Source organism: Dehalogenimonas sp. THU2 (assembly GCF_039749495.1).
Classification (GTDB): Bacteria; Chloroflexota; Dehalococcoidia; order Dehalococcoidales; family Dehalococcoidaceae; genus Dehalogenimonas.
Map to the genome: position 1 here is coordinate 100,035 of NZ_JBDLLU010000004.1, position 25,636 is coordinate 125,670.

Annotated in this window: 31 protein-coding genes; 20 read left to right on the top strand and 11 right to left on the bottom strand. The window is 56.1% G+C overall.

What is annotated here, in order from left to right; genetic code table 11:
• Positions 1–57: 57 nt before the first annotated feature.
• Together ABFB09_RS03270 and ABFB09_RS03275 are read left to right on the top strand one after the other, a co-directional pair.
• The gene (locus ABFB09_RS03270; protein WP_346999842.1) at positions 58–819 is read left to right on the top strand and encodes an enoyl-CoA hydratase-related protein; all 762 of its coding nucleotides are present in this window, start codon (positions 58–60) and stop codon (positions 817–819) included.
• A gap of 14 nt (positions 820–833) precedes the next feature.
• Positions 834–1,682, top strand: coding sequence for a 3-hydroxybutyryl-CoA dehydrogenase (locus ABFB09_RS03275; RefSeq protein WP_346999936.1), 849 nt, complete (start codon positions 834–836; stop codon positions 1,680–1,682).
• Between the two features lie 111 nt (positions 1,683–1,793).
• On the opposite strand, the gene ABFB09_RS03280 is transcribed toward ABFB09_RS03275, so the two are convergent.
• A complete protein-coding gene (locus ABFB09_RS03280) occupies positions 1,794–2,183 on the bottom strand; it encodes a hypothetical protein (protein WP_346999844.1) in 390 nt (129 codons plus the stop codon).
• Positions 2,184–2,398: 215 nt separating this feature from the next.
• Positions 2,399–2,701, bottom strand: a complete 303-nt coding sequence (locus tag ABFB09_RS03285) for a helix-turn-helix transcriptional regulator (RefSeq protein ID WP_346999845.1) — start codon at positions 2,699–2,701, stop codon at positions 2,399–2,401.
• 170 nt (positions 2,702–2,871) lie between these two features.
• On the opposite strand from ABFB09_RS03285, the gene ABFB09_RS03290 reads away from it, so the two are divergent.
• The 9 genes from ABFB09_RS03290 to ABFB09_RS03330 all read left to right on the top strand — a co-directional run bounded on the left by ABFB09_RS03290 (position 2,872) and on the right by ABFB09_RS03330 (position 11,116).
• On the top strand, positions 2,872–3,657 hold the full coding sequence (locus ABFB09_RS03290; RefSeq protein WP_346999847.1) for a sulfite exporter TauE/SafE family protein: 786 nt from the start codon (positions 2,872–2,874) through the stop codon (positions 3,655–3,657).
• Between the two features lie 87 nt (positions 3,658–3,744).
• Positions 3,745–4,713, top strand: a complete 969-nt coding sequence (locus ABFB09_RS03295) for a magnesium transporter CorA family protein (RefSeq protein WP_346999849.1) — start codon at positions 3,745–3,747, stop codon at positions 4,711–4,713.
• Positions 4,714–4,736: 23 nt separating this feature from the next.
• A complete protein-coding gene (locus ABFB09_RS03300) occupies positions 4,737–5,417 on the top strand; it encodes a queuosine precursor transporter (RefSeq protein ID WP_346999850.1) in 681 nt (226 codons plus the stop codon).
• Positions 5,414–6,190 carry an MBL fold metallo-hydrolase gene (locus ABFB09_RS03305; RefSeq protein WP_346999852.1) on the top strand — a complete coding sequence of 259 codons (777 nt, stop codon included), beginning with the start codon at positions 5,414–5,416 and terminating at the stop codon, positions 6,188–6,190. The genes ABFB09_RS03300 and ABFB09_RS03305 overlap by 4 nt, the downstream gene beginning before the upstream one ends.
• 54 nt (positions 6,191–6,244) lie before the next feature.
• The gene (locus ABFB09_RS03310) at positions 6,245–7,816 is read left to right on the top strand and encodes an NAD(P)H-hydrate dehydratase (protein WP_346999853.1); all 1,572 of its coding nucleotides are present in this window, start codon (positions 6,245–6,247) and stop codon (positions 7,814–7,816) included.
• Positions 7,800–8,567 (top strand): type III pantothenate kinase, encoded by a 768-nt coding sequence (locus ABFB09_RS03315; protein ID WP_346999855.1) that lies wholly within the window; start codon positions 7,800–7,802, stop codon positions 8,565–8,567. Before ABFB09_RS03310 ends, ABFB09_RS03315 begins: the two co-directional genes overlap by 17 nt.
• 39 nt (positions 8,568–8,606) lie before the next feature.
• Entirely contained in the window at positions 8,607–8,981 is a 375-nt protein-coding gene (locus tag ABFB09_RS03320; protein ID WP_346999857.1) for a hypothetical protein, read from the top strand.
• On the top strand, positions 8,981–10,162 hold the full coding sequence (coaBC, locus tag ABFB09_RS03325) for a bifunctional phosphopantothenoylcysteine decarboxylase/phosphopantothenate--cysteine ligase CoaBC (protein ID WP_346999938.1): 1,182 nt from the start codon (positions 8,981–8,983) through the stop codon (positions 10,160–10,162). The genes ABFB09_RS03320 and coaBC overlap by 1 nt, the downstream gene beginning before the upstream one ends.
• A 624-nt stretch (positions 10,163–10,786) precedes the next feature.
• Positions 10,787–11,116, top strand: a complete 330-nt coding sequence (locus tag ABFB09_RS03330; RefSeq protein ID WP_346999858.1) for a cupin domain-containing protein — start codon at positions 10,787–10,789, stop codon at positions 11,114–11,116.
• A gap of 103 nt (positions 11,117–11,219) precedes the next feature.
• On the opposite strand, the gene ABFB09_RS03335 is transcribed toward ABFB09_RS03330, so the two are convergent.
• From ABFB09_RS03335 to ABFB09_RS03345, 3 genes are all read right to left on the bottom strand, one after another.
• Complete coding sequence (locus ABFB09_RS03335; RefSeq protein WP_346999859.1) at positions 11,220–12,620, bottom strand: ATP-binding protein; 1,401 nt, start codon at positions 12,618–12,620, stop codon at positions 11,220–11,222.
• Positions 12,617–13,300, bottom strand: coding sequence for a response regulator transcription factor (locus tag ABFB09_RS03340; RefSeq protein WP_346999941.1), 684 nt, complete (start codon positions 13,298–13,300; stop codon positions 12,617–12,619). Before ABFB09_RS03340 ends, ABFB09_RS03335 begins: the two co-directional genes overlap by 4 nt.
• 131 nt (positions 13,301–13,431) lie before the next feature.
• Complete coding sequence (locus ABFB09_RS03345) at positions 13,432–13,941, bottom strand: hypothetical protein (RefSeq protein WP_346999860.1); 510 nt, start codon at positions 13,939–13,941, stop codon at positions 13,432–13,434.
• Positions 13,942–14,105: 164 nt separating this feature from the next.
• On the opposite strand from ABFB09_RS03345, the gene ABFB09_RS03350 reads away from it, so the two are divergent.
• Positions 14,106–15,401, top strand: a complete 1,296-nt coding sequence (locus tag ABFB09_RS03350) for a phosphoglucosamine mutase (protein WP_346999861.1) — start codon at positions 14,106–14,108, stop codon at positions 15,399–15,401.
• Between the two features lie 155 nt (positions 15,402–15,556).
• Positions 15,557–15,754, top strand: coding sequence for a hypothetical protein (locus ABFB09_RS03355; protein WP_346999862.1), 198 nt, complete (start codon positions 15,557–15,559; stop codon positions 15,752–15,754).
• An 82-nt stretch (positions 15,755–15,836) separates the two neighbouring features.
• Here the strand turns inward: ABFB09_RS03355 and ABFB09_RS03360 are convergent, their stop codons facing one another.
• Positions 15,837–16,943, bottom strand: a complete 1,107-nt coding sequence (locus ABFB09_RS03360; RefSeq protein ID WP_346999863.1) for an aminopeptidase — start codon at positions 16,941–16,943, stop codon at positions 15,837–15,839.
• A gap of 148 nt (positions 16,944–17,091) precedes the next feature.
• Between ABFB09_RS03360 and ABFB09_RS03365 the strand changes: the two genes are divergently transcribed.
• Complete coding sequence (locus ABFB09_RS03365; RefSeq protein ID WP_346999864.1) at positions 17,092–17,736, top strand: nucleoside monophosphate kinase; 645 nt, start codon at positions 17,092–17,094, stop codon at positions 17,734–17,736.
• On the opposite strand, the gene ABFB09_RS03370 is transcribed toward ABFB09_RS03365, so the two are convergent.
• Positions 17,733–18,344, bottom strand: coding sequence for a hypothetical protein (locus ABFB09_RS03370; protein ID WP_346999866.1), 612 nt, complete (start codon positions 18,342–18,344; stop codon positions 17,733–17,735). The genes ABFB09_RS03365 and ABFB09_RS03370 overlap by 4 nt on opposite strands.
• A gap of 254 nt (positions 18,345–18,598) precedes the next feature.
• Between ABFB09_RS03370 and ABFB09_RS03375 the strand changes: the two genes are divergently transcribed.
• The 3 genes from ABFB09_RS03375 to ABFB09_RS03385 all read left to right on the top strand — a co-directional run bounded on the left by ABFB09_RS03375 (position 18,599) and on the right by ABFB09_RS03385 (position 19,723).
• Complete coding sequence (locus tag ABFB09_RS03375) at positions 18,599–18,904, top strand: zinc-ribbon domain containing protein (RefSeq protein ID WP_346999868.1); 306 nt, start codon at positions 18,599–18,601, stop codon at positions 18,902–18,904.
• An 88-nt stretch (positions 18,905–18,992) separates the two neighbouring features.
• Positions 18,993–19,379, top strand: coding sequence for a fluoride efflux transporter CrcB (gene crcB, locus ABFB09_RS03380; protein ID WP_346999870.1), 387 nt, complete (start codon positions 18,993–18,995; stop codon positions 19,377–19,379).
• Positions 19,379–19,723 (top strand): DUF190 domain-containing protein, encoded by a 345-nt coding sequence (locus ABFB09_RS03385; RefSeq protein WP_346999872.1) that lies wholly within the window; start codon positions 19,379–19,381, stop codon positions 19,721–19,723. The genes crcB and ABFB09_RS03385 overlap by 1 nt, the downstream gene beginning before the upstream one ends.
• On the opposite strand, the gene ABFB09_RS03390 is transcribed toward ABFB09_RS03385, so the two are convergent.
• Both ABFB09_RS03390 and ABFB09_RS03395 read right to left on the bottom strand, forming a co-directional pair.
• On the bottom strand, positions 19,699–20,784 hold the full coding sequence (locus ABFB09_RS03390) for a dienelactone hydrolase (protein WP_346999873.1): 1,086 nt from the start codon (positions 20,782–20,784) through the stop codon (positions 19,699–19,701). The genes ABFB09_RS03385 and ABFB09_RS03390 overlap by 25 nt on opposite strands.
• A gap of 96 nt (positions 20,785–20,880) precedes the next feature.
• Positions 20,881–21,507: a DOMON domain-containing protein gene (locus ABFB09_RS03395; RefSeq protein ID WP_346999874.1), complete on the bottom strand. Its 627-nt coding sequence runs from the start codon at positions 21,505–21,507 to the stop codon at positions 20,881–20,883.
• 241 nt (positions 21,508–21,748) lie between these two features.
• On the opposite strand from ABFB09_RS03395, the gene ABFB09_RS03400 reads away from it, so the two are divergent.
• The gene (locus ABFB09_RS03400; RefSeq protein WP_346999876.1) at positions 21,749–22,288 is read left to right on the top strand and encodes a response regulator; all 540 of its coding nucleotides are present in this window, start codon (positions 21,749–21,751) and stop codon (positions 22,286–22,288) included.
• Between the two features lie 42 nt (positions 22,289–22,330).
• The gene (locus tag ABFB09_RS03405; protein ID WP_346999877.1) at positions 22,331–23,848 is read left to right on the top strand and encodes an ATP-binding protein; all 1,518 of its coding nucleotides are present in this window, start codon (positions 22,331–22,333) and stop codon (positions 23,846–23,848) included.
• Here the strand turns inward: ABFB09_RS03405 and ABFB09_RS03410 are convergent.
• On the bottom strand, positions 23,845–24,117 hold the full coding sequence (locus ABFB09_RS03410; protein WP_346999879.1) for a DUF167 domain-containing protein: 273 nt from the start codon (positions 24,115–24,117) through the stop codon (positions 23,845–23,847). The genes ABFB09_RS03405 and ABFB09_RS03410 overlap by 4 nt on opposite strands.
• 192 nt (positions 24,118–24,309) lie before the next feature.
• Here ABFB09_RS03410 and ABFB09_RS03415 point away from each other — a divergent pair, with 192 nt between their 5' ends.
• The gene (locus ABFB09_RS03415) at positions 24,310–24,792 is read left to right on the top strand and encodes a nicotinamide-nucleotide amidohydrolase family protein (protein WP_346999881.1); all 483 of its coding nucleotides are present in this window, start codon (positions 24,310–24,312) and stop codon (positions 24,790–24,792) included.
• A gap of 60 nt (positions 24,793–24,852) precedes the next feature.
• Here the strand turns inward: ABFB09_RS03415 and rph are convergent, their stop codons facing one another.
• Positions 24,853–25,572, bottom strand: coding sequence for a ribonuclease PH (gene rph / locus ABFB09_RS03420; protein ID WP_346999882.1), 720 nt, complete (start codon positions 25,570–25,572; stop codon positions 24,853–24,855).
• Between the last annotated feature and the right edge of the window lie 64 nt (positions 25,573–25,636).

Genomic DNA, 25,636 nt, shown 5'->3' on the forward strand with positions numbered 1-25,636 from the left:
CGTACCCCACCTTGTTACAATGCCCCCTGAACGATCGTTCAACGAGTGTGCGAATAGATGACTATCGATTACAAAACAGAAGGCCCCGTCGCCATCATCACCCTGAACCGGCCGGAGGTCTATAACGCCATGGACATGGACAGCGTCCGGTCCCTGGCCGAGGCTGTGGAACGGTTCGAAGCGGACATTGAATTAAAGGTGGCTATCATCACCGGCACCGGCAAGGCTTTCTGCGCCGGGGCTGACATACGGGAAACCCTGCCCTACATGAAAGAGCACGGCATGGACAATTTTCCGGCCTTGCCGACGCGCGGCATGACCGTCACCAAGCCACTCATCGCCGCCGTCAACGGCATCGCCTTGGGTGGCGGGCTGGAGCTGGCGTTGGCTTGTGATATCCGCATCGCCGCCGCTAACGCCAAATTCGGACTGCCGGAAGTGAACCTGGGTCTTATCCCGGGTTGGGGCGGCACCCAGCGACTGCCGCGCCTCATAGGCAGCGGACGGGCGGCGGAGATGCTCTTTACCGGTCAGCCAGTCAACGCGGAACAGGCGGAACGGATAGGACTGGTCAATAAAGTCGTTCCCGGCGATGAGCTAATGACGGCGGCGCTGGATATGGCAAGAGTCATCGCCGAAAAGGCACCGCTGGCGGTGCGTTATGCCAAGGAAGCGCTACGGCGGGGTGAGAATCTGCCGCTGGAACTGGCGCTCGATGTAGAGGCCGAATTGGAAGACACGGTCATGCAAACCGCCGATCACGACGAAGGCGTCAAAGCGTTCCTGGAGAAAAGAACACCCGAATTCGAGGGCAGATAGAGTTAGATATGAAAATTAAAAAGGTCGGCGTCGTGGGGTTTACCGGTGTCATGGGCGCCGGGATCGTGCAGCTTTGTGCTCAATCCGGGTATGAAGTGGTCGGTTACTCACGCGACCCGGAGCGGACCCGCAAAGCCCTGGCCGTCATCGAGAAACACTTAGGCCGGCTGGTCGATAAAGAGAAGATCACCGCGGAGGACAAAGCGGCTGCCCTTTCCCGTATCAGCGCCACCGATGAGATGAACGGTCTGGCGGCTTGCGACCTGGTCATCGAAAGCGCTGTTGAGGACATGAACCTCAAAAAGAGCGTGTTTACCGAACTGGACGGTGTGTGTCGGCCGGACGCTATCCTTGCGACCAACACCTCGTCCTTGTCCATCATCGACCTAGCCATGGCGACGCGGCGCCCGAACCAGGTGCTGGGGTTGCACTTTTTCAACCCGGCGCCGCTAATGCCGCTGCTAGAAGTGGTGAAAACCATCGCCACGTCCGATGAGACTTTAGAAGCCGGTAAAGCCTTTGGTGAGTCGCTGGGAAAAACGATCATCGTCGCCCGCGACGCACCGGGCTACATCGTCAACACCTTGCTGATTCCGTACCTGCTGAATGCCATCCGCATGCTGGACCGTGGGCAGGCTGGTCATGAGGATATCGACACCGCCATCAAAGCCGGTTTGAACTATCCCATGGGGCCGCTTCAGGTGGCGGACTATATCGGGCTGGATTCCCTGCTTTTTATCGCCAATATCATGTACGAGGAATCCAAGGAGCCGCAGTACGCCGCGCCGCCATTGCTCAAGAAGATGGTGACAGCGGGGTGGCTGGGAAGAAAATCCGGCAAGGGCTTTTACGAATACCGGTAAATAACCAAGTTACAAGATACAATAACCATTCATGGTGAGCCATTCACGGTGAACCAAACAAGCACCAAATAACCAGAATCAAAGATACCGTTCGTATTGTCAATGATGATGCTATTTGAAATGCTTTAATTCTCTTTTTATCAGTTCTGTCGCGATGCCAAAGGCTTTCACCCTGCGTATGGCCAGAGTATGCTGCGAAGTGCCTGTTTCGAATTTAGGCTGTACTTTCTCAACCCTGGTGATCGCTGAGATTATAGACTGAAGAGCTTCTTCCAATTCTGCTTTCCCATAGCTGCTTCCAACAGAGCCTTCTGTAGTACTCGTTCCCGATTCTTGATTTATCAACTCTACAGCGATGTAATATGCCTTTATTCCTCGGACAGTCATCGAATGCTGGAAAGTACCTGCTTTCAATTTCAGTTGTACTTTTTCGCTCTTACTGATCGTTGAAACAATCGCCCGGAGAGCTTCTTCTAATTCGTCTTTCGAAAAAGTAGCCATGAATAGTACGTCCTTTGATAATCGGAAATTAGTGGGCCCGCTGAACAAACCGTCTTCAACCCCATGCCAGCCCTTGGGTTGGGATTTCTGAGTGATTCGGTTTTCAGCTTGGAGCGGAGCGAGAGTTAAGGTACCCCCTCACCTAACCTCTCCCCGTTGGGGAGAGGAAATTTTGAGTAATTCCGATAGGCTAGTGTTTTAAATTACTCTAACCGTCATGCGAGTTCCCAGAAATGGTGTAAAACTTCAGGGTTATCGGTGGACAGGTAATTGCTGATCCGGTTGTCCACGTCGGGACAGAAGGCTAAGCGCCACTTGGCCGCCTGACCGGATGTCGGTGATCCTTTGCCGTTCTCCCATTCGAGGAGTTTCCGTTCCGAAACTCCCACGGCCGCGGCGATCTCCGCTGGAGACCGGCCCAGGGATTCTCTGAGATGTCCTAATGACGCACCGTCACCGGTCTTGACCAGGACGATCATGCCGCTGACAGAACTATAAGTCTGCGTTTCGAGTGACATCCATGTTTCCGATTCTGACCTATTGGCAACTAAGAAAACTATATAATATTACGCTTCGAAACTATTGAGTTCAAGTAATCAGGCACATGCATTGCTGGCAAAATGATATCGACGGTCGTATACTGTGCCAAATATATGCAACACCAATTAGCTAAGGCTTTCGCTTAATCATGGGCGAATCATTAATCGACGGCGGCTGGCTGCTGCCAATCGCCCTGATCGCCATCGGCATTCTTGTCGGAACTTACGGCACACTTATAGGCGTCGGTGGTGCGTTGATACTGGTTCCTGCGCTTTTCTGGCTTTATCCTGACGCCAGCCCTCAGATAATTACTGGTATTTCACTGGTGATCGTCCTGGTCAACGCTCTCGGCGGCACCTACGCCTATGCGAGGCAGCGGCGGATTGACTACCGGAAAGGCACCTATTTCGCCCTGGCGACCATCCCCGGGGTGATCCTCGGCGTGATGACTCTCCAGTTCATCCCCCGCACCACCTTCGCCCTGATCTTCGGGCTGGTGCTGATGGCGGTGGCTGCCTTTATCTCACTCCGCTCGGAACCCAGGTATGCCACGGAGGGTGACGGCAACTATCGTCGCCGTCTGGCGGCCGGGGTGACGCTGAGCCTGGGTGTGGGCTACCTCGCGGGGCTGCTGGGTATCGGCGGCGGCATCATCCATGTTCCGGTGCTGGTCTACATCATGTGTTTTCCGGCGCATATCGCTACCGCCACATCCATTTTCATCCTGGTTTTCACCGCGCTGGCGGGCAGCCTGACTCATCTTGTTCAGGGCAGTTACGGCCAGGACTGGAGTATTATCCTGCTGCTGGCCGCCGGGGTCATGGCGGGGTCTCAATTGGGCGCCAGGTTGTCGCGGCGGGTGCATGGCAAGATCCTGATACGCCTTCTCGCGATTGCCCTCGTCGTGACGGGGCTGCGTCTGGTGATGAGTTGATTGACTCTTGTTCGCCTTGCCGTGCCATCGCGGCCGACTTGTGCTAAAATTAGCTCACTCAAATCACCGGCCGGCGAGGCATCCGACATGGCGATTATTCCGAATTCTAAATCGATAAAGAACGCGCCCAAGGCGCCCGAAACCGTGATAGAACAAGTTTCTCTCGGGGATCTGACGTGGATCAATATCGAGAAGCCTACCGATACCGAAATATCGCATCTGGCGGCGAATTATTCCTTCCACCCCCTCGACCTCGATGACGTGCTGTCCAAACGGCAGCGCCCGAAAATCGATGAATACAAGGACTATCTGTTCTTCGTGTTCCATTTTCCTGTCTATAACAAGACGGAGCGCCTGCTCATGCCGTCCCAGGTCTCTGTCTTCGTCGGCGCCAATTACATCATCACCCTGCACGCCGGGAATTTAAAGCCGCTGTCGAAACTGTTCCGGGAGTGCGAGATCGACGTAGAGTCCCGTAATGAATATCTCAGTCACGGACCGGGATACCTTCTCTACCGTATCGTCGACCGGTTGGTGGACTACTGTCAGCCTATCGTCAGCAAGATACTCGACAACATGGACACCATCGAGGACGAGATATTCGCTCGGCGCCGCACCGGCACGGTGCGAGATATATCCGTTCTGCGCAGGGACATCATCACCTTCCGCCGCACTATCTGGCCGATGCGCACTGTGGCCACCAGTCTGGAACCGAAACTGCGGCGCTATACCGATCACGATATGGGCGTCTACTTTGGCGATCTTATCGATCACGTGGACAAGATCTGGGACAGCCTGGACGAATGCAAGGAAGTTATCGAGGGTCTTTCGGCCACCTACGACTCGATGTCCTACAACAACTATAACTCCGGTATCCGCACGCTTACCATCTTCGCCACCATCACCCTGCCCGCCCTCATCGTGGCCAGCGTTTACGGTATGAACATTCCGCTGCCTTTTCAGGACACGGAACATTCCTTCATCATCGTGGCGGGCATCACCCTGGGATTATCCATGCTCACAGCGCTTATCCTCCGGCGGCTTAAAATAATCTAATTTCCGGAAAGGATCCCCAGTCATTGAACACCGTTTCCTATCGCCTTATCGTCGTTGCCGCCCTGTTCGTCACGGCGCTCATCACGGCTAACATCATCGCTGTGAAACTGATCGCCGTGGGTTCCGACATCGTGCTGCCCGCCGCTATCCTGGTATTTCCCTTGAGCTACATCATCGGCGATATCCTGACCGAGGTTTACGGCTTCGCCTGGGCCCGGCGCGTCATCTGGCTGGGGTTCATGTGCAACCTCCTCTTCGTTTTCTTTGCCTGGATCGGCGGCCTGCTGCCCGGCGCCTCGTTCTGGGGCGGTCAGGCGGCTTATGAGACCATCCTGGGCTACACGCCGCGCCTGCTGCTGGCCTCGTTCTGTGGTTACCTTATCGGCAGTTTCTCCAACGCCGCCATCATGTCGCGGATGAAGATACTGACCCGGGGCCGTCACCTGTGGAGCCGGACCATCGGCTCCACCGTCATCGGTGAAGGTCTGGATTCCGCGGTTTTCATTACCATCGCTTTCATCGGCACGCCGGCCTTCGCGCCCATCTTCATCGTCTATCACTGGGCGGCCAAGACGATGATCGAAGTGGTGGCTACGCCGGTGACCTATGCCGTGGTCAACTATCTTAAAGGCGTGGAACAAGTGGATACTTTCGATGTCGGCGTCAGCCTCAACCCCTTCGGATTGGCCGAGGCTAAGACTTGAAACTGCGTTTTCTCGGCGCTCATAACGTCGAGACAGCCTCCACCGGCTTGGCCTGCTTATTGGTCGATGACGTTTTAGCGCTGGACGCCGGCGCCCTGACGCGGCATTTGTCACCATCCGCTATGTTCAACCTGGAGGGAGTGCTGCTGACCCACGGTCACTACGATCATGTCCGGGACGTGCCTACCCTGGGGATGAATCTGTACCTTAATGGAAAAACCCTCGATCTTTACGGTAATGCCAAAACCAGGGAAAATTTGGCCTACTGTTTGGTGAACGGCACGATTTATTCCAAATTCTTTGAGAAACCGGCTGAGAATCCGACGTTTCGCTTCAACATCATCGAGCCGGATATGACCTTCACGGCAGGGAAGTACGAGATTCTCGCGGTCGAACTGCCGCACTCGCTGCCCGTGCTGGGCTACCAGGTGACCGATGCCGGCGGCAAAAGAATCTTCTACACCGGCGACACCGGCCCCGGCCTGTCCCAGTGTTTAAAATCGATCGCACCAGACCTGATGGTGGTGGAGGTAACTGGATCCAACAGGTTCACCGATTTCTTTTCCAGCCCGGAAGGCCAGCACCTGACGCCGGAACTGCTTCGCCGGGAACTCAAAATCTTCCAGCGTCTCAAGGGTTATCTGCCCAAGATCGCTTGCGTGCACATGAGTCCCGGTATCGAGACCGAGATCGAAGCCGAAATCGCTGCTTTGGCCGCGGAGCTGAATGCGCCTATCTACCTTGCCTGCGAGGGGATGACCGTCACTGTCTAAGTAGATCTTTCGCCTCATATTGACCTTCACCCACCCCACTGCTACACTCATTCTATGAAACTGGTTACCGCCGCGGAAATGCGGGTTTTGGAAACGCTCGCTGTAGATAACGGCGTCAGCCTGGTTCAACTGATGCGCAACGCCGGCCGCGCCGTGGCTACGGAGATTGCCGGGATCTTCGAACCCATCGAGGGCAAACGGATCCTGGTGCTGACCGGCCCCGGCAACAATGGCGGCGACGGCCTGGTGGTGGCGCGACACCTTAAAGAAGCCGGGGCGCTGGTGGATGTTTACCTCTTGGCGGCACGAAAGGCCAGAGAGGTCGTATACCGTGAAGCCCTGGCCTCCGGCCTGACACCCATAGAAGCCCGTATGGATGCCGGCTTCGAACGCTTGCAGGAAACGCTGAGTGAAGCGGACATCGTTCTGGACGCCGTTTTCGGCACCGGGATAGGACGCCCGATAAAGGGCATAATTGCCGAGACCCTGAATGCGGTCGCCCAAGCCAGAATCGAAAGACCTCAAATGGAAATCATCGCCCTCGACCTGCCCTCCGGCCTCAACGCTGACACCGGGGCGGTCGATAAAGCTGCGCTGCGGGCGGATTATACCATCGCGCTCGGTTGTCCCAAGCGCGGCTTTTTCCTCTATCCCGGTGCTGCTTACACCGGTGAGGTCATCGTGGCGGGCATCGGCATACCCGAGGGTCTGGACGAAGACGTCGTCACCGAGCTTTTGACCGATGAAACTGTCCGTTCGCTTCTGCCGGAACGCCGACCCGACGCGCACAAGGGGGCTTTCGGCAAGGCGCTTATCGTCGCCGGTTCACCGGAATTTACCGGCGCGGCGGTATTGGCCTGTCTCGGTGCTTACCGTTCAGGCGCCGGTCTGGTGACCCTGGCGGCCCGGAAAAGCCTTAACCCTGTCTTTGCCGCAAAACTGACCGAGACTACCCATCTCATCCTGCCCGAAACGAGCGACGGACAGATTTCAGCCGAGGCGGAATTGATCGTCGGCAATCATCTTGAACGCTACCAGGCACTGGCGGTCGGTCCCGGTTTGGGTCTGGCGAGCAACACCATCGAGTTCGTTCATGGCATACTATCCGCCCTGACCCCAAACATAAAAACGGTGATCGATGCGGACGCGCTCAACGCTATAGCTTTGACCAGTGATTGGTGGACGGCGCTGGAACACCCCGCCGTCCTCACCCCCCACCCCGGCGAGATGGCCCGGCTTACCGGGCTGTCCGTCGAACAGATCGAGAGCGACCGGATAGGCGTGGCCCGCCGCTACGCTGAGCTCTGGCAGCAGACCGTCGTTCTGAAGGGCGCACATACGGTTATCGCCGCGCCGGACGGGAGGGTGGCGGTCTCGCCATACGCTAACCCGGGGCTGGCCACCGCCGGTACCGGAGACGTTCTGACAGGCGTTATCACCGGGCTGCTGGCGCAGGGACTTTCTGAGTTCGATGCCGCCCGCGCCGGGGTCTATCTCCACGCCCAGGCCGCAGAGGCGGTCAGTCATCATTTCGGCGACTGCGGCATGATCGCTTCTGATCTCCTGCCCCAACTGCCCCGCGCCATTAAAGCGCTTAAGGAGCACCGCCATGCTGCTTGTCATTGATATCGGCAACACCAGCATTTCCCTGGGCATTTACGATGGCGATAAGCTGAAGGTGAGCCTGCGGGTGGCCACCGTCATGCACCGCCTGCCTGACGAGTACGCCTCGTTGTTATTACATCTTCTCGATATCAACGGCATCGACCCTAAATCCATCGGCAAGGTGACCATGTGTTCGGTCGTGCCGCCGCTGACCGACACTTTCGAAATATTATGCCGCCGCTATTTCAATACCGATCCCCTGGTGGTCGGCGCCGGGGTCAAGACCGGGGTCAAGATCCGCATGGATAACCCGGCGGAGGTCGGCGCGGACCGTATCGTGAACGCCGCCGCCGCTTTCAATCTCTACAGGACGGCCTGCATCGTCGTCGATCTGGGCACCGCCACCACCTTCGATACGGTGTCGGCGACCGGGGATTATATCGGCGGAGCTATCGCCCCCGGCCTGACCACCGCCGCGGAAGCCTTGACTTCGAAAACCTCGATGCTGCCCCGCATAGAACTTCACTGCCCGGAGAAGGCCATCGGTACCAGCACCATCAAGGCGATGCAATCCGGCCTGGTTTTTGGCTATGTCGGCCTGGTAGAAGGCATCGTCGGGCGCATTCAAAAAGAGTTACCGTCACCGGCAAAGGTCATTGCCACCGGCGGTTACGCCGAACTCCTGAATGCCGAGACCAAGGTTTTCGATATCCTCAGCCCGGATCTCACCCTTTACGGACTCCGACTGATATACTTCATGAACCGGGCTTAGGAATTTATTTTTGAAGTTCTAGGAATTAGATATTGAATTATGATCCACATCATCGATGACTATTTCCTGCTTGCGGGGTCGATTATCGCAATTATCTGGGGTGTGGCGTCTCTGTTCCTTACCCCTTATCTGATGGGGCGGGCCGGAGAGATGACGCGCCTGGTTCTGCCTGTCTGGATCAGCCGCAGCGTACTGGTGCTGGTGACGGGCCTGGTTATCCTTGCGGCGATCACCAATCTGGGCACCGAAAATGAAACTGTCAGATCCATAACTCTCCTTTCCGGCATGGCTTTTATCGCTCTGGTTCTTTTAACCGGTCCCCGTGTTTACAGGGTGATACCCGCCGTGGGTAAGTTTGGCGTACCTCTGGAACTTCTGGCGGGGATTCTGATATTGATAGGGAGTTTCATATGATACTCGAAGGTAAAACGGTCGTCCTGGGCGTCACCGGCGGTATCGCCGCCTACAAGGCGGCTGATATCGCTTCCAAACTGGTGCAATCTGGGGCGACGGTTGAGGTTATCATGACCGAATCCGCCCAGAAATTTATAACGCCCCTGACCTTCCGGGCGATCACCGGCCGCCCTGCCGTAACTTCGATGTGGGAGATGACCGGTGAGTTCTCGATCGAGCATATTTCCTTAGCCGAAGCAGCGGATATCGTCCTCATCGCTCCCGCCACCGCCAACACCATCGCCAGGCTGGCTTGCGGCCTCGCCGATGATATGCTGGCTTCGACAGTATTGGCAACCAGGGCGCCGGTCATCATCGCCCCGGCCATGAACTGCAATATGTATGAGAACACCGTCACCCAGGAGAATATCCAGAAACTGGAATGCCGCGGCTTCACCTTCGTCGGACCGGAGACCGGGCGGCTGGCCTGCGGCACCGAGGGCAGGGGACGCCTGGCCGCGACGGAAGCGATTCTCTCGACGGTGCATATGGTCCTCGGCCGCAACGGCGACCTGGCCGGTAAAACCATTGTGGTTACCGCCGGCGGAACTCGCGAGCCGGTGGATCCTGTCCGCTATATCGGCAATCGGTCCTCGGGCAAGATGGGTTACGCGCTGGCGCTTGCCGCCCGTGACCGCGGCGCCACAGTGAAACTCATTTCGACGATAGATCTGCCGGATACCACCGGGATGGATGTGTTTCGGGTGGGAACCGCCGGGGAAATGCTGACAGTGGTAAAAGAAGCGGTCAAGGGCGCCGACGCCCTCATTATGGCAGCCGCGGTGGCTGATTTCCGACCGTCTCAAGTTGCCGCCGATAAGATCAAAAAAGACTCGATTTCGCCTTACTTGAAACTGGAACCCACGGCGGATATTCTCTCTGAGATCCAGGGCGATTTCATCCGCGTCGGCTTCGCCGCTGAATCCCGCGACCTCATCGAAAATGCCAAAAAGAAACTTGCCGCCAAGAACCTGGATCTGATCGTCGCTAATGATGTGACCGCCACGGGCTCTGGTTTCGGCGCGGACACTAACAAGGTGACGCTGCTGTTCAAGGATGGTCGAATCGAAGACCTGCCGCTGATGAGTAAGCGTGAGGTGGGGGAGGCTATTATCGATTGGATGGCCAACGGGATAGAGTGATGGTCTAGAGCAGGTATTAAACGGCCGTAACCGCCCTTCTCTTATGCTTATACCCCAGTCCGATAAAATAAAACCCGCCTATCATCGAGACTACGTGAAAGATCACGGCCGGTATCTGTGACAGGAAAGAGGGCGCGTCATCCGCGGCGACCGCCGCGACGATGCTGACGGCTCAGACTATGCCGATACCGAGTAAAGTGTATCCCAGGCCTTTGTAAAATGCGCTCATTTCATTCCTCCCTTATGCCTGTACCGCGTTCACGAACATCCACAGCGCCAGCAGAGCGGAGGTGCCGTGGATGGCATAACCGGTCATCGAGTTTTTGCTCCAGGGTTTTTCTTTCTTGCGGAACACGCCCGCCATCACTGCAATTATTCAGACAAGCTGCAGGATGAAGAAGAATGCGGCGCCTATCCACCATCCCATATTGTCGCCTCCTGATCTTAATCTTGAGGGTGACCCTCGTTACGGAGATGATAACCTATTGGTCACCTGGCTGCATCATGCAAAAAGGGAGTTTTTGCACTGGTCTTTTGGGTAGGATGATCGCCAGATGATCCGCAGGCATAAGTTTCAGGATAGGTATGTTAAACTATTACAACGACATCTCGAGAGGAGATAACATGACGGAAAAAGAAAATTTATCGGCTCAAGCTTTGATGCTGGCCGAACTGATCAATTATCAGGCTGGCGCCGTGGTCAGCCGCACCCTGGCCGACCGGCCGGCGGGCACGATCACCCTATTTGCCTTCGACGCAGGGCAGGGGTTGTCGGAGCACTCGGCGCCGTATGACGCCTTCGTTTATGCCGCGGATGGAGAAGCCGATGTTACGATTTCCGGTAAGCTGCACCACGTAACCGGGGGGCAGATGATCATCATGCCGGCAAACGAACCCCACGCCTTACGCGCCACCAAGCCGTTCAAAATGCTGCTGGTGATGATCCGGTCTTGATCCAAAATCAAGACCGAAAATCCTAAATCCTAATATCTAAGCACTAAATAATCTCAAAATCCAAAATTATAAATTCAAAATGTTTTGGATTTGTTTAGGATATTTAGATTAGTGCTTGGGATTTGGCTTCTGCCGGCAGGATGATATAAAAAGTAGTCCCATGACCCGGAATGCTCTCGACCCGCACCTTCCCGCCATGGGCGGTGACCATTTGTTTGACGATGGCCAGTCCCAGCCCGGCCCCGTTGCCTTCACTCCGTGCACGGGAATCCTCGACACGGTAGAAACGGTCGAAGATGTGATTCAGTTCGTCGGCAGCGATGCCCTCGCCGGTATCGGATACGGCGGCGGTAACTGCAGGTTTGCCGTCCAGTTCGGAATTACTAAGCGACACGGCAACCTGCCCGCCCTCTGGTGTGTGACGCAGGGCATTGGATAAGAGATTAGCTAAGACCTGTTCCAACCTTACCCAATCGGCGGGCACGGGTTGCAAGTTACTGCCGCTTTTGAATGATAGTGTTATCCCTTTAGCATCGGCCAGCGGCCGGAACTGGTCCATTTTACGCCGGGCTAGATCGGTCCAATCGATGGGTGCTAGATCGAGGTGAAGCTTGCCGGCTTCTGCCAGTGACAGGTCTCGGAGGTCGGAGATGAGACGGGTCAAAAGGACGGTCTCTTCCTTGATCAGATGCAATTGGCGCTCTTCCGTCGGCAGTACGCCGTCCAGCATGGCGTCCACCGTACCGTTGATGATAGTCAGCGGTGTACGCAACTCATGGGCCACGTCCGCCAGCAGGCGTTTTCGAGCTGCCTCGCTCTGTTCCAGGCTTCCGGCCATTGCGTTGAAGGAAGCGGCTAGGCGGCCGGTCTCGTCACGTGACCTGACCTCGACCCGGTGGCCGAGGTTGCCCGCCGCGATCTCTTTGGCGCCGGTATCGAGGGCTTTCAGCGGGCGAATGAAATTGATTGCCAGGACAACGGCTAAACCTACGGCGATGGTGGCGGCGATGCCGCCGGACAGCCACAGCCAGCGATTGGCTTGGTCGAGGAAATCCTGTTCCGCGTTCAGTACGTCTGTCTGGCTGAGATAGAAGAACTGGCCGATTGCCTGGCCGCTCATTTGCCCGCTCCCCCCACCCTGGAAGCCCATCCTGATTCGAATAAGATGACCTCCGGTCAGGCCGGACTGGCTTACGGTCTGTCCGATAAGAAGATTCGCCGTATCGCCGACGATGGTATTTTCGCTATCAGCCACCACTAGCCGATCGTTCTCGAAAGCTAGCAACTGGGGGAGAATGTTGTTGACGCCGGTCCAACTGCCCTGGTTTTGCATATAAAAGACAACCAACGACTGACTGATGGCATCGGCAATTACAGGGTTGGTGTCAACGTAGCTGCGGAATTCACGGCTAGTACCGGCGTTGGTCAGCACCGCCATTACCGCCACAGCGATGACGGCCACCAGCACCAGCGCGCTTCCGAGTTTAAGCGCCAAGCTTTTCAACGCGGTGTCTCCAGTTTGTAACCAGCCCCGTAGACAGTGTGGATGTAAGCCGGTTTCTCCGGATCGGATTCGATTTTACGACGCAGGTTTTTAATATGGCTGTCGATGGTCCGTTCGTAACCCTCGTATGAGTCTCCCTGAAGACGGTCAAGCAGTTCGCCGCGGCTGAAAACTCGCCCAGGATTGGCGGCCAAAAGCCGCAGCAGATCGAATTCGGTTGTCGTCAATTCGATCTGCTGATTACCTACCGTCGCCTGCCTCCGTTCGGCGTCCACGCTGAGGTCACCTGTTCTGATCAATTTAGTGGTTTGTCGTGGTTCGGCGCGCCGGAGGATGGCTTTTACGCGGGCCACCAGCTCCCGGCCTTCGAACGGCTTGGTCAGGTAATCGTCGGCACCCAGTTCCAGTCCGACGATCTTGTCGGTCAGTTCATCGCGTGCGGTGAGCATGATGATGGGAGTGTCATGGTCCTTGCGGATTGCCCGGCATACCTCGTTGCCTGAGAGCTTGGGCAGCATCAGATCGAGGACGACAAGGTCCGGTTTTTCCTGGCGGAAGACCTGAAGGGCAGCCTCGCCATCATAGGCGACTACCACCCGGAAACCTTCCCGCTCCAGATATGCCCGGACGATGTCCGTGATCTTCACTTCGTCGTCAATCACCAATATCTTTTTGGTCATATTCATAATATAGCCTTGTTGTACGGGCGGGCGCAATGAGAAAGTATCGGGGACTGGATCTAGTGATGTCGAGAGGCAGGCGGTTTATGCCTGCCTCTCGACTATCAACAAGGAAAGGGAGTGTGTTGGATTTAACGGCGCATACCGCCGAATCCACGCATCCCGCCGAAACCCGCGGCAGGGGCAAGGTCATCACCGACCGCACCGCTACAACCACCCAGACCCCTGGGAGCCGTATTGGAGGTCACCATTACCCGGATGTTCTGCTCCATGGTCTGAAGCATGAGGTTGGCTTGCTCCTGGGTGAGCCGGCCGGCTGCCACCGCAGCCTGGAGGATCTCCTGGCGGGCTTCGATAAGAGCGGCGACGAGGGCGTTCTCGTTCACGCCCTTGGAGGCGGCGATCTCAGCCAGGGTTTTACCACCGGCGCGGAGGTCGTAAAGCTCTTCCGCGGTCAGACCCAGCAGGTCTGTAATCACAGTGGAGTTGCCGCCGAAGCCGCCGAATCCGCCCAAACCGGGTCCACCGCAGGCACCGGGAGTTACTGTGGGCTCATCCGCAGCGAAGGCGACGGTACCGAAGCCGGTAGCCAGGGCGACCACCGCTAGGACCACCGCAGCAATTTTCCAATTCTTTTTCATAAGTTGTCACCACCTTTCATATTGGATTTTTACTATAGTTCCATCATAGCAACCGATTGTGGAGAGAATATGGACTGAGTTTGGCGATTTAGAGGAGTTTGCATGCGGGAGTTCATCATATGATAATTGGGGTGAATGGAAGCGACGGGAGAAATGCTATAGCGATGACATTATTCGGCAGCTCCGGTATTCGACGCGTGGTTGATGCGCCTTTCGTCGATCTGGTCGGACGGCTGGGGCGGTCGGTGGCGATGGGGTCAAAACGAGTTGTGGTCGGGGGCGATCATAGATTATCCACGCCGGCGCTTAAGGCAGCTTTGTTCACCGGTCTGGGTGAAGGCGGCGCCGCGGCTTTCGACACCGGACTGGCGCCGACGCCTACACTGGCCTATGCCGCCCGGCATTTCGATGCCGGAATTATGGTGACCGCCTCTCATAACCCGCCGGAGTATAACGGTTTGAAGTTCTGGAACCCGGACGGATCGGCCTTCGACGCGGTTCAGGAGGCTGAACTCGAACATCAGACGTCGATAGCGGGGAATCAACCGAGCGGTGATGGAATCGCGATATCAGTCGATTATCCGGATGCCATCGGTGAACACATCGAACGAATCATGAAACTTTGTCCCGGGCGGTTGGACGGACTTAAAGTGGCGCTGGACTGCGGGGGCGGGGCGGGCAGCGTCATCACACCGAAGATACTCGGGTTGATGGGCGCAGAGGTGATACCGGTATTTTGTGATACTTCCAGTGATTTTCCGAGAGACAGCGAACCCATCGAATCCAATCTTTCCGAACTCATCAATACGGTCGTATCCAGCGGCGCCCGGCTGGGTCTGGCTCATGATGGGGATGCCGACCGGTTGGTGGCGGTAGATTCACGCGGGCAAATCGTATCGGGTGACAAATTGATGGTCGTGCTGGCGCGGAGCCTGGGGGCGCGGTCGGTTGTTACTACCGTCGAAACTTCGATGGCAGTCGAAGAAGCCGGGTTCGCCGTACGGCGCACCCGGGTAGGTGACAGCGCCGTGTCCGCTGAACTGAAAATCGGCGGCGGTGAGTTCGGCGGTGAGCCTTGCGGCGCCTGGATCTTTCCGGATCTGTCGTATTGCCCAGACGCGGTTCATGCCGCGGCGGTTTTGTGCTCTATTGCCACGCAAACCGACTTCGACAGGTTGCTGGATGGTGTTCCCGAGTATCCCATCGTTCGCGGCGCGATAACTTTCAAAACACCGCCGCCCGTGGCGGCGATCGAAAATCGGCTGTCGTCGTTGCAACCTGATTCGATCCAACGCACCGACGGATTGAAGCTCGTTTTTCCGGATAGCTGGCTCCTGGTCCGGCTTTCCGGTACCGAACCGAAGCTCCGTTTCACCGTGGAAGCCCGCACCGGACAGGATGCCCGGCGCCTGTACGCCCGGGCGGCGGCGGCGGTCGATAGCCTTATTTCTGGACGTTGACCGTATCTAACACTCGCGCTAAGTTCCTCCTGTATCCGCCACCTCATTGATCATAATCGTGCGCCTTTTTCAGGTGACATAAGTTACTTACAAACTTTGCATAAAGTTATAAAATGTCAGTGTCTTGATTGAATCGGTGAACGGAGGAATCCAAGATGTATAAAATTAAAAGCTGCCCCCGTTGTCATTTCGGTGATGTTTACGGCGACAGCGATCAATATGGCAAGTATGAGCAGTGTTTCCAGTGCGGCTGGACCAATTATCCGGACCGGAAATTGACCCAGGAAGAAGCCCAGGCCGAAAAAGGCGAGCCGGTAGGCGCCAGCGGGAAACGAGACCGCCGCCACAAGTAATAAATCTAATCTAGCGATATTGAAAAAAGCCCCCTCGCCAGAGGGGGCTTTTCGATTGGGTTCGAAATTTCGATTGGGCTTTTTAGACATCGATAACGAACTTACCATCCTTATATAAAAGGTCGCCGTCGACGCGGATCTCGCCGCCGCGGCGCAGGTCGCAGACCATGTCCCAATGAATGGCGGACTCGTTGACCGAGCCGGTCTCCGGATAGCCGGCGCCCAGCGCCAGGTGGAAACTGCCGCCGATCTTCTCGTCGAAGAGGATCTCGCCGGTGAACTTGGTGATGCCCTCGTTGGTGCCGATGGCGAACTCGCCCAGGCGGCGGGCGCCTTCATCGGTGTCCAGGGTTTTCAGCAGGAACTTCTCGTTCTTCTCGGCGGTAGCCTTGACCACCCGGCCGTCCTCGAACCATAACCTGACACCGGTGACCTCGCGGCCGCTTTCGATCGCCGGATAGGAAAAATAGACGTGGCCGTTGGCTGAGTTCTCCACCGGGCCGGTAAAGACCTCGCCGTCGGGCATGTTGAACTGGCCGTCACATTTGACGAACTTCCGGTCGGCGATGGAAAGCCTGAGGTCGGTCTCCGGCGCGGTGATGTGCACTTCTTTGCGGCACTTCAGCCAGTCAATGACTTTCTGCAACCGCGCGCTTTGGGTGCCCCAGTAGCCGATAGGGTCCTTAAGGTCCGGCATACAGGCGCTATAGACGAAGTTTTCGTATTCCTCGAAGCTCATCTCTGCGTCCTGGGCCATGGCGGAGGTGGGGAACGGGGCAACGACCCATTTCAGGTCGCCTGACGCAGAGCGTTTCATCATCGTCTTCATCAGGTCGGTGCGCGCCCTGTCATAAACGACCATGCGGTCCGGATCGACGGTGGAGAGTTTCTTGGTGTTGTCGTCGGCCAGGATGGCGAAACGGGCGTCATAATTCTCGGTGATGTGCCGCTGCGGCTGATGAATGAACTGAAGCTGCTCGTCGGTACCGTGGCGATAAAGGAGGTCCTCGTAGTCACCGCGCGGCATGACCACCGGGTGAGCACCGGCTTTTAAGACCTCAAGGTAGATGGCCCGCGCCAGCGGCAATCCCGCCGAGGGTGTATTGATGACCGCCTTGTCGCCGGGTTTAACCTTGGTGGAGTATTTCACCAGGAGTTCAGCCAGTTTCTGGACGCGGGGATCGGGCATGGGTGTCTCTCCTTTGTAAGTAGTTGTGTTCTATGTATTCTATTCCTTGGGAGGCGGTGGGGCAAGGGGCAGGGGAACTTCAAAATTGAAAATCTTGAGTAAGGATCGACTGTTGCTAACTTTCCTTGTCATCAATTACACTTGAGCCATGAATCAGATTCACATATCCAATAAGGAACTTCCCGAAGCAATTCTCCTGCTGGGACCGACCGGTTCCGGCAAGACTCCTCTTGGAGAGACCTTGGAACGGGCGGGGCTGGGGGGACGCAGGTGTTTTCATTTCGATTTCGGCAGTCGGTTGCGCAGGTATACCGGTGAACCAACAGGACTGCTCACATCCGGTGAACTGGAGGTGGTCAGGGGATCGCTCCTTACCGGCGCCCTGCTGGAAGATGAACATTTCAGCATTGCCGAGAAACTCCTGGCTGGATTCATCAGGGAAAGCAACCCGGGTCCGAACGATCTCATTGTAATGAATGGTCTGCCACGGCACACGGGGCAGGCGTTGGCGCTGGAGGGGATGATTGACATGAAGGCGCTGGTGGTCCTCGAATGCACTCCGGAGACGGTGCTGGAACGCATCCGCTCCGATGCCGGGGGCGACCGGACCGGCCGGGTGGATGATACGATAGAAGAGGTGAAGCGGCGTCTGAAAGTGTTTGCTGAAAGAACTCAGCCCCTCACGGCTTATTACGAACGGCGGGGAACACCGTCGATATGCCTGGATATCGGGTCCTCGACGACGGCGGAAGAAGCTTTAAAAACCCTCGCCGGGCGGCTGTCCGGGCTTTAGACCTCCGGCGCCATGCCGAGGCGTTGTTGCAGCGCATCAACCAGCAGATCCGGATGGTCGGCGTGGATGAAGATGGTGCTGACCGGTGGTGTCGGCATGCCCTCTGCCTCGAGTGTTACCGGGTTCCGCAGTCCAATTTTGATGCTGTTGGCGCTGCCGACATTCAGATAAGCGATAGGTTCTTCCAGATCCAGTTTGAGGCCGTCCCCGCCCTGGCCCCAACCTTCCCTACTGAGTTCGACCGATTCGATCGAGTCATAAGGTATACAGCCGCTGACCAGAAAACTGTATCTTACCAGCAGACATGATTCATCGAGTTTATGCGGCAGTCCCACCATCGAGGCGTAAAGCCCCATCACCCGGTACAGTCCGTAGACTGCCCACAGGCTCAAGACCCAGGTCACCCAAGCCCAGGGTAACATGAGGCTCAGGAGCCATATCGAGGCGGGCACCACGAATATTAGGATGAAGGTCATGGCCATGGCGGCGGATCTCTGGTGATAGCTGTATTCGCCGGGTCCGATCTTCAGACGCTGGAAGATCCATTTCAGGAGATAAGGTCCCATTTTGAGACTGGTCTTCAAGTTGGTGCCGATATTAGAGGGCATGACAGCCTCCTGATCGTCGTTTGTATGGTTCCCTGTGCGCCTAATGATATATGAGACCCGTTGTCTCGGCAAGCATTCAGTCCTGGACGCAGGTATCGCGACGACGTATATGCATCGCAGTTGACAGTGAGTCCATCGTAGTGGCATACTCTAGGGCGGTTGAAAGTTGGTATCCCAGCCCAAGGTGGTTCTTGCCATGGTCCGGATGACCTAACCGGAGACCAAAGTATAATCAAAAAAGGAGCAGTCATCCCATGGCCCAAGACAGAACCATCCAATGTGCCGATTGCGGCGCCGACTTCACCTTCACGGCCTCAGAGCAGGAATTCTTCGCTTCCAAGGGCTTCACCAACGAGCCCAAGCGTTGTCCGACCTGCCGCCAGGCTCGCAAGCAGACCCGCGGTGGTGGTGGCGGCGGTGGCATGAGCGGTGGACCCCGTCAGATGTTCCCCGCGGTGTGCGCTTCCTGCAACAGGGAGACCGAAGTTCCTTTCGAACCCCGCAACGGTCGCCCGGTTTATTGCAGCGATTGTTTCGCCAAATCCAAGAGCGCCTACTAAACCCCAACACTCGTTAATCGATCAGAGAGCCCCTTTACCGGGGCTCTCTGTTTTTGTATTCACTTTCTGAAGACGCTAAGATAGTCACATGAATTTACTGCTCTTGATCGCCGCGGCCGGGGCGTTGGGGTCGCTGGGACGTTACGCGCTATCCGGCGCCGTTTACGCTGCATTGGGCAGCGGCTTTGCCTACGGTACACTGGTGGTTAACGTTCTTGGCAGTTTCCTCATCGGCCTTATTATGCAAGTCGGCCTTTCGACAGACCTGGTACCACCGCATATGCGCACTGCCGTGACCATTGGGTTCCTGGGAGCTTTCACCACCTTTTCCACCTTTAGCTATGAGACAGTGAGGATGTTACAGGAAGGGGCGTGGGGGACGGCAGCTTTGAATATTATTGTGAGCGTGATGGTCTGTATCGCCGCCGTGTTCGCCGGCATTTTTGCCGGGAGACTCATCGCAGGAGGAGCGTAATGCGTAAAATCGAAGGCGAACAGGTTCTCATGAGGATTTTCATCGGTGAGTCCGACGTTATCGACGGAAAACCTCTTCATATGAAGTTGGTCGAACTATTCAAAGAGCGTGGACTGGCTGGGGCGACGGTGCTGCGGGGCATTACCGGTTTTGGTGCTCGCAGCCGGATACATTCGACGCACCTGCTGCGGCTGTCACAGGATTTGCCGGTGATCATCGAGATCGTGGACTCCCAGGAGCATCTTGACGGGGTACTGCCGGAGGTGGAGGGGATGATGGGTGATGGGCTCATCACCATGGAGAAGGTCAGGGTTCTGCGCTATGGGGCGGTCAGCCAGTCGTAGCTAAGGAGCGCCGTGGAGGTCTGGGATAGTGTTGTTGCCGCTGAAGCGTCGCCTTTGAGGTAGAGGTCAAAGAACGCCAGGGCGTAAAGGTCGATAGCTTTCAGCCGTTCATCTTCGGCGATGGCGGCCGGTACCCAGCCGGTATCGGCATCAGACTCTGAAAAGACGAAATGGTCGGCGTTTCGGAGCACCAGGTAATAATACGGCGGCTGGACCTCGCCGCCCAGATACCAGAAGGCGTCCTCAGGCCGGTTCAGCAGCAGGTCATAATCCCCGCGCATGGCCATGATGGGGACATCGATGTTGCCGATGTTTTTCTCGAAGGGGAAGGACGGTGATGAGAGCAGCAGGGCTGCCTTGATGCGGGGGTCTTCCTGAGCCGGGTCGGAATGACCGCCGATCAGTCCTAGGGTGGTCAAGCCACCGAAAGAGTGCCCACCCATGCCGATGGCAGAGATGTCGATGCCGCCTTGAAATAACGATCCTGCCCGGTCGCTCTCTGAGATCATGTAATCGAGCAGTGCCTCAGCCGCCGGAAGGCGATAGGTGTCGAAGTAGTTTTCATATACATCCCGCAGGTAACCGTCGATGCCATCGCCGATCTGATGGTCGGCAAAGCTAAGAAATTCGGTGATCCCGCCCCAGATGTTATCGCTGAAACGTACGGAAGCCACGATATAACCTTCGCTGGCTAGCGTTTCTTTGAGGAATAACGACTGCATCTCCGAAGCATTGAAACCATGATTGAAGATAACCAGCGGGTAGGCGGTGCCGGTTTGCGACAGTTCGCCATCGATCGCCAAATAGCTCCGGGCACCGTCGCTATAGGTGTAAATGGACGCCTTGTCGTCAGTCGGATACCAGATAGCCGCTTCTACGAATTGCGTCCCACCGCTTGGGTCGATATAGTCCAGGGTGATGGTATGAAGACCGACCTCATACGTGCGCTCCGGCGTCGGGTATGCCAGTGCTACCGGGCTGAACTGGGGCAACAACAGGACGAGAGCGATTACCGCCAGGCGTTCGGTGGCGGCCAGTCCCAGGAAGAATTTCAGTTTCATGAAATTCCATTATAACACTGATCGATTATTAGACATAATATTAAGCCGGGCAACGTCGACTGACATTACCCGGCTTAAATTTCGATTGTGGTTGGTTTAACTTATCGTAATGCTGCCCCGGCCGAAAGCAGTGTGGACCTGGAGATCATCGGAAGTGTTGTGGACTGCCCACATGATGCGGTTAGCGCCAGTAACAAACGGGTGGTCATACTGATCCCCCGTGTTTAACAGGCGTTTGAACTCGATTATGGTTTTACCGCCGGTTTCACGGCCGCCGAATTCGGTAATGTTGTTTACACCACCAAGAGCCGTATCATCTGGATGGGATTCACCGGCTTCTGTCCTAGCCCATTGGTCGAAGAGAAATGCCTGGCTGCCGGCGACATAACCGAAGAGCATATCGGTATTTGTTTTACCTCCGATGATGTCAGGGTCCAGGGCAACAGCGATATATCCGGTTACCTGCGCTTCCATAGCCACGTAAATGAACTGTGCGTCGGTTTTCCAGTGCAGATTGAAGGTCGTAACACCACTTGTGAAAGATTGGGAGGAGGTATATTCACCGGTAGAGATAATGCCGTCGGCTGCCCAGGGGGTGGTGGCAGCTGGAGTGGTCGGCGCAGAAGTGGTGGGGGTGGTTCCATCGGATGAACAGGCGGCTGAGGAAATTAGAGCCAGTGTCAGAGCTACCAGGGGTACCAGTCGGGGGATTGCTGATTTCATGCTTTTTACTCCTGCAGTATTTTTGAGTTCGTTCATGATAGAAGTATATCGTGTTCGTCCGGCAACTCAAAATTGGGTTTGAAATGGTGGGAGCAAACCTTCACAGACGCTTTAATGGAAAAATTGCGCCAGCATGTCCGGTGTACTAGAACCGTCTGGAACTTGACTCAAAATGTCTAAAATAGTATGCTGAAAATTATTTTGTAATTTGAGCGCTCCAGGGCGCGAGGAGAAATATGTTATGCCTGAGCTGATGACTGTGCGTGAGGTAGCTGATTACCTGCGGGTGACCCAGAAAACGATTTATCGTCTTTTACAAAAGGGGACAATCCCGGCACTCAAGGTGAGTCACAGCTGGCGTTTCGACAGAGCGGCCATAGATGATTGGCTGAAGTCCACGGCTGTCGGGGCAAAAGCCACCATACTCGTGGTGGATGACGATCAGACGATCAGAGATCTGTTTCGCGATATTCTGGAAGATGCGGGGCATAAGGTCATCACCGCCGGCAGCGGGGCCGAGGCACTTGAGTATATCAAGGCCAAGGATTTTGCCCTGGTTTTCCTGGACCTTAAGATGCCGGGCATGAGCGGCGCCGATGTGTTACGCAAAATCCGGGTCATAGATCCGGAACTGCCAGTTACAATCATCACCGGTTTCCCTGACAGCGAGAGCATGGCCCAGGCTCTTTCCCAGGGACCTTTCGGCGTCATGAACAAACCGTTCGGAGAAGCTGACGTTTTAAACGCCGTCAAAAGCTTCATCCGTATCGATCGCAGCTAAGTGCTTCAGGTTCAGATTTCGACGTTGGGAATGCGATAATCTATGCCTGCCAGGGAGACTGACAGCCAGCAGCCGATGCGTGAGGTAGTGGAGCGGCAGTTACTCGATGACGCTGCTTCGACTTTCCGCACGATGTTCGAGCGCAGCGGTACCGGTAAGGCAGTGCTCAACAAGAGCGGTATCATCGTCATGGCCAACGAGGCGTTGGCTCGGCTCGTCGACATGAATGTCCGCGAGATCGAAGGCAAGCATTCCTGGTTCGAGTTCGTGGCCGAGACCGATCGGAAGAAAGCCCAGGATTACCATAATTTGCGCCGTTCTCACCCGGGGCTGGCGCCGGAGCGGTACGAATTCACACTCGTCGACCAGAATGGCGGCTCACACGATATAGAGATCAACGTGGCGGTTTTCCCCGGCACCGATCTCTCGCTACTATCGCTCATCGAAGTGACTCATCTAAAAACAGCCCAGGAGATGGGAAGACTGACCCGGTTCGCGGTGGAAAACGCTGGTGAGGCTATTTTCTGGCTTAATGAAAAAGGTGCGGTGCTTTATGCCAATGGCGCCGCCAGCCGGCTCCTGGGGTATAACCTTGGAGGCATCATGTCACTCACCATTCAGGACATAGATATCGGGACACCCCGGAAGGAATGGAAAAAGCGGCTCACGGAACTTAAGCAATCCGGTTCCTCAACCTGGGAATCAGAATACCGACGGAAAGACGGGCGGGTATTGCCCGTTGAAACGATACTGAGTTTTATCCAGTTGGGCGACAAGCATTACTATTGGGTGTTTGCCCGGGATGTTTCCGATCGGGTGCAGGCCGACGTACGAGAAAAGCAGCTTCAATCGGAGCTCAACCTGTCCGGGCGGCTGGCGTCGGTGGGAGAGTTGGCCGCCGGGGTAGCCCATGAGATCAATAACCCTCTCACAGGGATCATCGGATTTTCGGAACGGCTGCTCAGAAAATGTGCCGACGAGAAAATGACCACCGATTTGAAACGCATCCATTCCGAGGCTCAGCGTGCCGCCAAGGTGGTGCAGAATCTATTGACCTTTGCCCGGCAACGCCAGCCGAAGAAAGAACCGGTCGATGTCAATGATATCGTCTCGGAGTCATTGGAGCTGAGGGAGTACGAATTGCGCCAGCGCGGGATCACGGTTATCACCCACCTGGGTGAACTACCTTGCCTCATGGCGGATTATTACCAGTTAGAGCAGGTTCTGGTCAACCTGATCATCAATGCCGAACAGGCCATGGCCAGATCCGGCAAAGGCGACAGACTCATCGTTACCACTGGTGAGTTGGACGGCTACATCGTGATCACGGTGACCGACAACGGCCCGGGCATCGAACCTAAGCATCTCGACAAACTTTTCGATCCTTTTTTCACCACTCGCGCCGACGATGGGGGGACTGGCTTGGGGTTGTCCATCTGCCACGGCATCGTCATGGAGCATGGCGGCCGAATCAGCGCCTCCAGTGAACTGGGTGAAGGTACCACGTTTACGGTGTCCATTCCGCTGAAGGGCGGCAGTTGCCCCTCCCCGGAAGCCTAATCTTCCCCGAGCATCCTTCGCAGGGCTTCCGCCTGGTCCATCCCGGTAATTCTTAGCACCTTGTTGCGGCTGGTGTGCCCCCTCAGTATTTCGACTGCATCTCTACTGATACTCAAACGTTCCGCGACAAACTCGATCAGTGTGGCGTTGGCCTTTCCTTTTTCCGGCGGCGCGGCAACCCGTATTTTAACGCCCTCGTCGTGGCGGCCGACTACCCCGGTTTTACCGGCGCCGGGCTGGATGCGGACTATGATAATCGCTTGATTCACAATTAGCAGCTGTTCAATCGTTCATTTCGCGTCCTTGGTCTTTGTGGCCAGCCTCGAATGGCAACGTGGATATTATAACACCACTGTGAAAGTCGCAAGGAGCAGTCCGATCTATTGATCATCCCAAGGTCTTATCCTTTAGAAGGGACTTCTTTGCTATAATAGAATACCATTTTAAAAACGAGGTCACCGGTGGCATCACTCGAACAGAAACTCGGCGAACTATTATTGCGCAAAGAATTGACCATCGGCACGGTCGAATCAGCCACCGGCGGCTTGATCGCAGCGCGGATTATTTCCGTGGTCGGCGCGTCCTCCTATTGCAAGGGTGGCATCATCGCCTACCACAATGAGGTCAAGATGAGACTAGCCGGTGTCAAATATGCCACTCTGTTAGCTTACGGCGCCGTCAGTCCCCAGGTTGCGGAAGAGATGGCCGCTGGCGGTCGCCGCGCCCTAGGGGTGGATATCTGCCTTTCAGACACAGGCATCGCGGGGCCGGGGGGCGCTACCGAAGATAAGCCAGTTGGGCTCTATTACATCGGACTGGCGACGCCCGACGGTGTCTGGACCCGGAAATTCGTCTTCAAGGGCAAGAACCGACAGCAGACACGGGAAACGGCGGTGACAGCAGCGCTGGAATGGGCGGCGGAGATCCTGTCTCAGCCCACGTAAAATGATCGATGCCAAGCGATCACCGGTTTCTGTTTACGAGTTAGTTAAAAGGTTACGAAGTTACAAACTTGCTACCGCTGCCGCCTGAATCTCGAAGATCTGCCTGATGCCTTTATCGGCCAAACTCAGTACTGAGTCGATGGTCCCGCGACTATAAGCCCGCTTCTCCGCGGTTCCCTGTATTTCGATGAATTCCCCGTTCGAGTTCATCACCAGGTTGAAATCTGAGTCGGCGTTGCAGTCCTCCTCGAAGGACGGATCAAGCAATATCTCTCCCTTATACATGCTCACGCTCACCGCGGCCACCTGGGATTTCAGGGGCATTTTCTTGATGACGCCTAATTGCAGCAGTCTGTTAAAGGCCATAAAGAGCGCCACATAGCCGCCGGTAATCGCGGCGGTGCGGGTGCCGGCGTCGGCCTGGAGGACATCGCAATCGACGACGAAATTGCGTTCGCCAAGGGCTGACATATCGGTTACCGCCCGGAGCGAGCGGCCGACCAGACGCTGGATTTCCTGGCTGCGGCCGGATATTTTGGTCGCTGATTCCCGGGGCGTGCGGGTCGAAGTCGCCCTCGGCAGCATGGCATATTCCGCGGTCACCCAGCCGGTGCCGGAGTTCCTGAGGAACGCGGGGACCCGGTCCTCCATGGAAACGGAGCAGATGACGCGGGTCTGGCCTTGCTCGATGAGCACCGAGCCTTCGGCGAAGGATTGGAAACCGGGGGTTATCTTGATGGCTCGAAGCTCATCGGGGGCGCGGTTGTCGATTCGGGACATTGATATTGCCTTTCTAAAACTACTGATACTCGCGATATGAAGTGTGGACGATCCCTAGAATCGA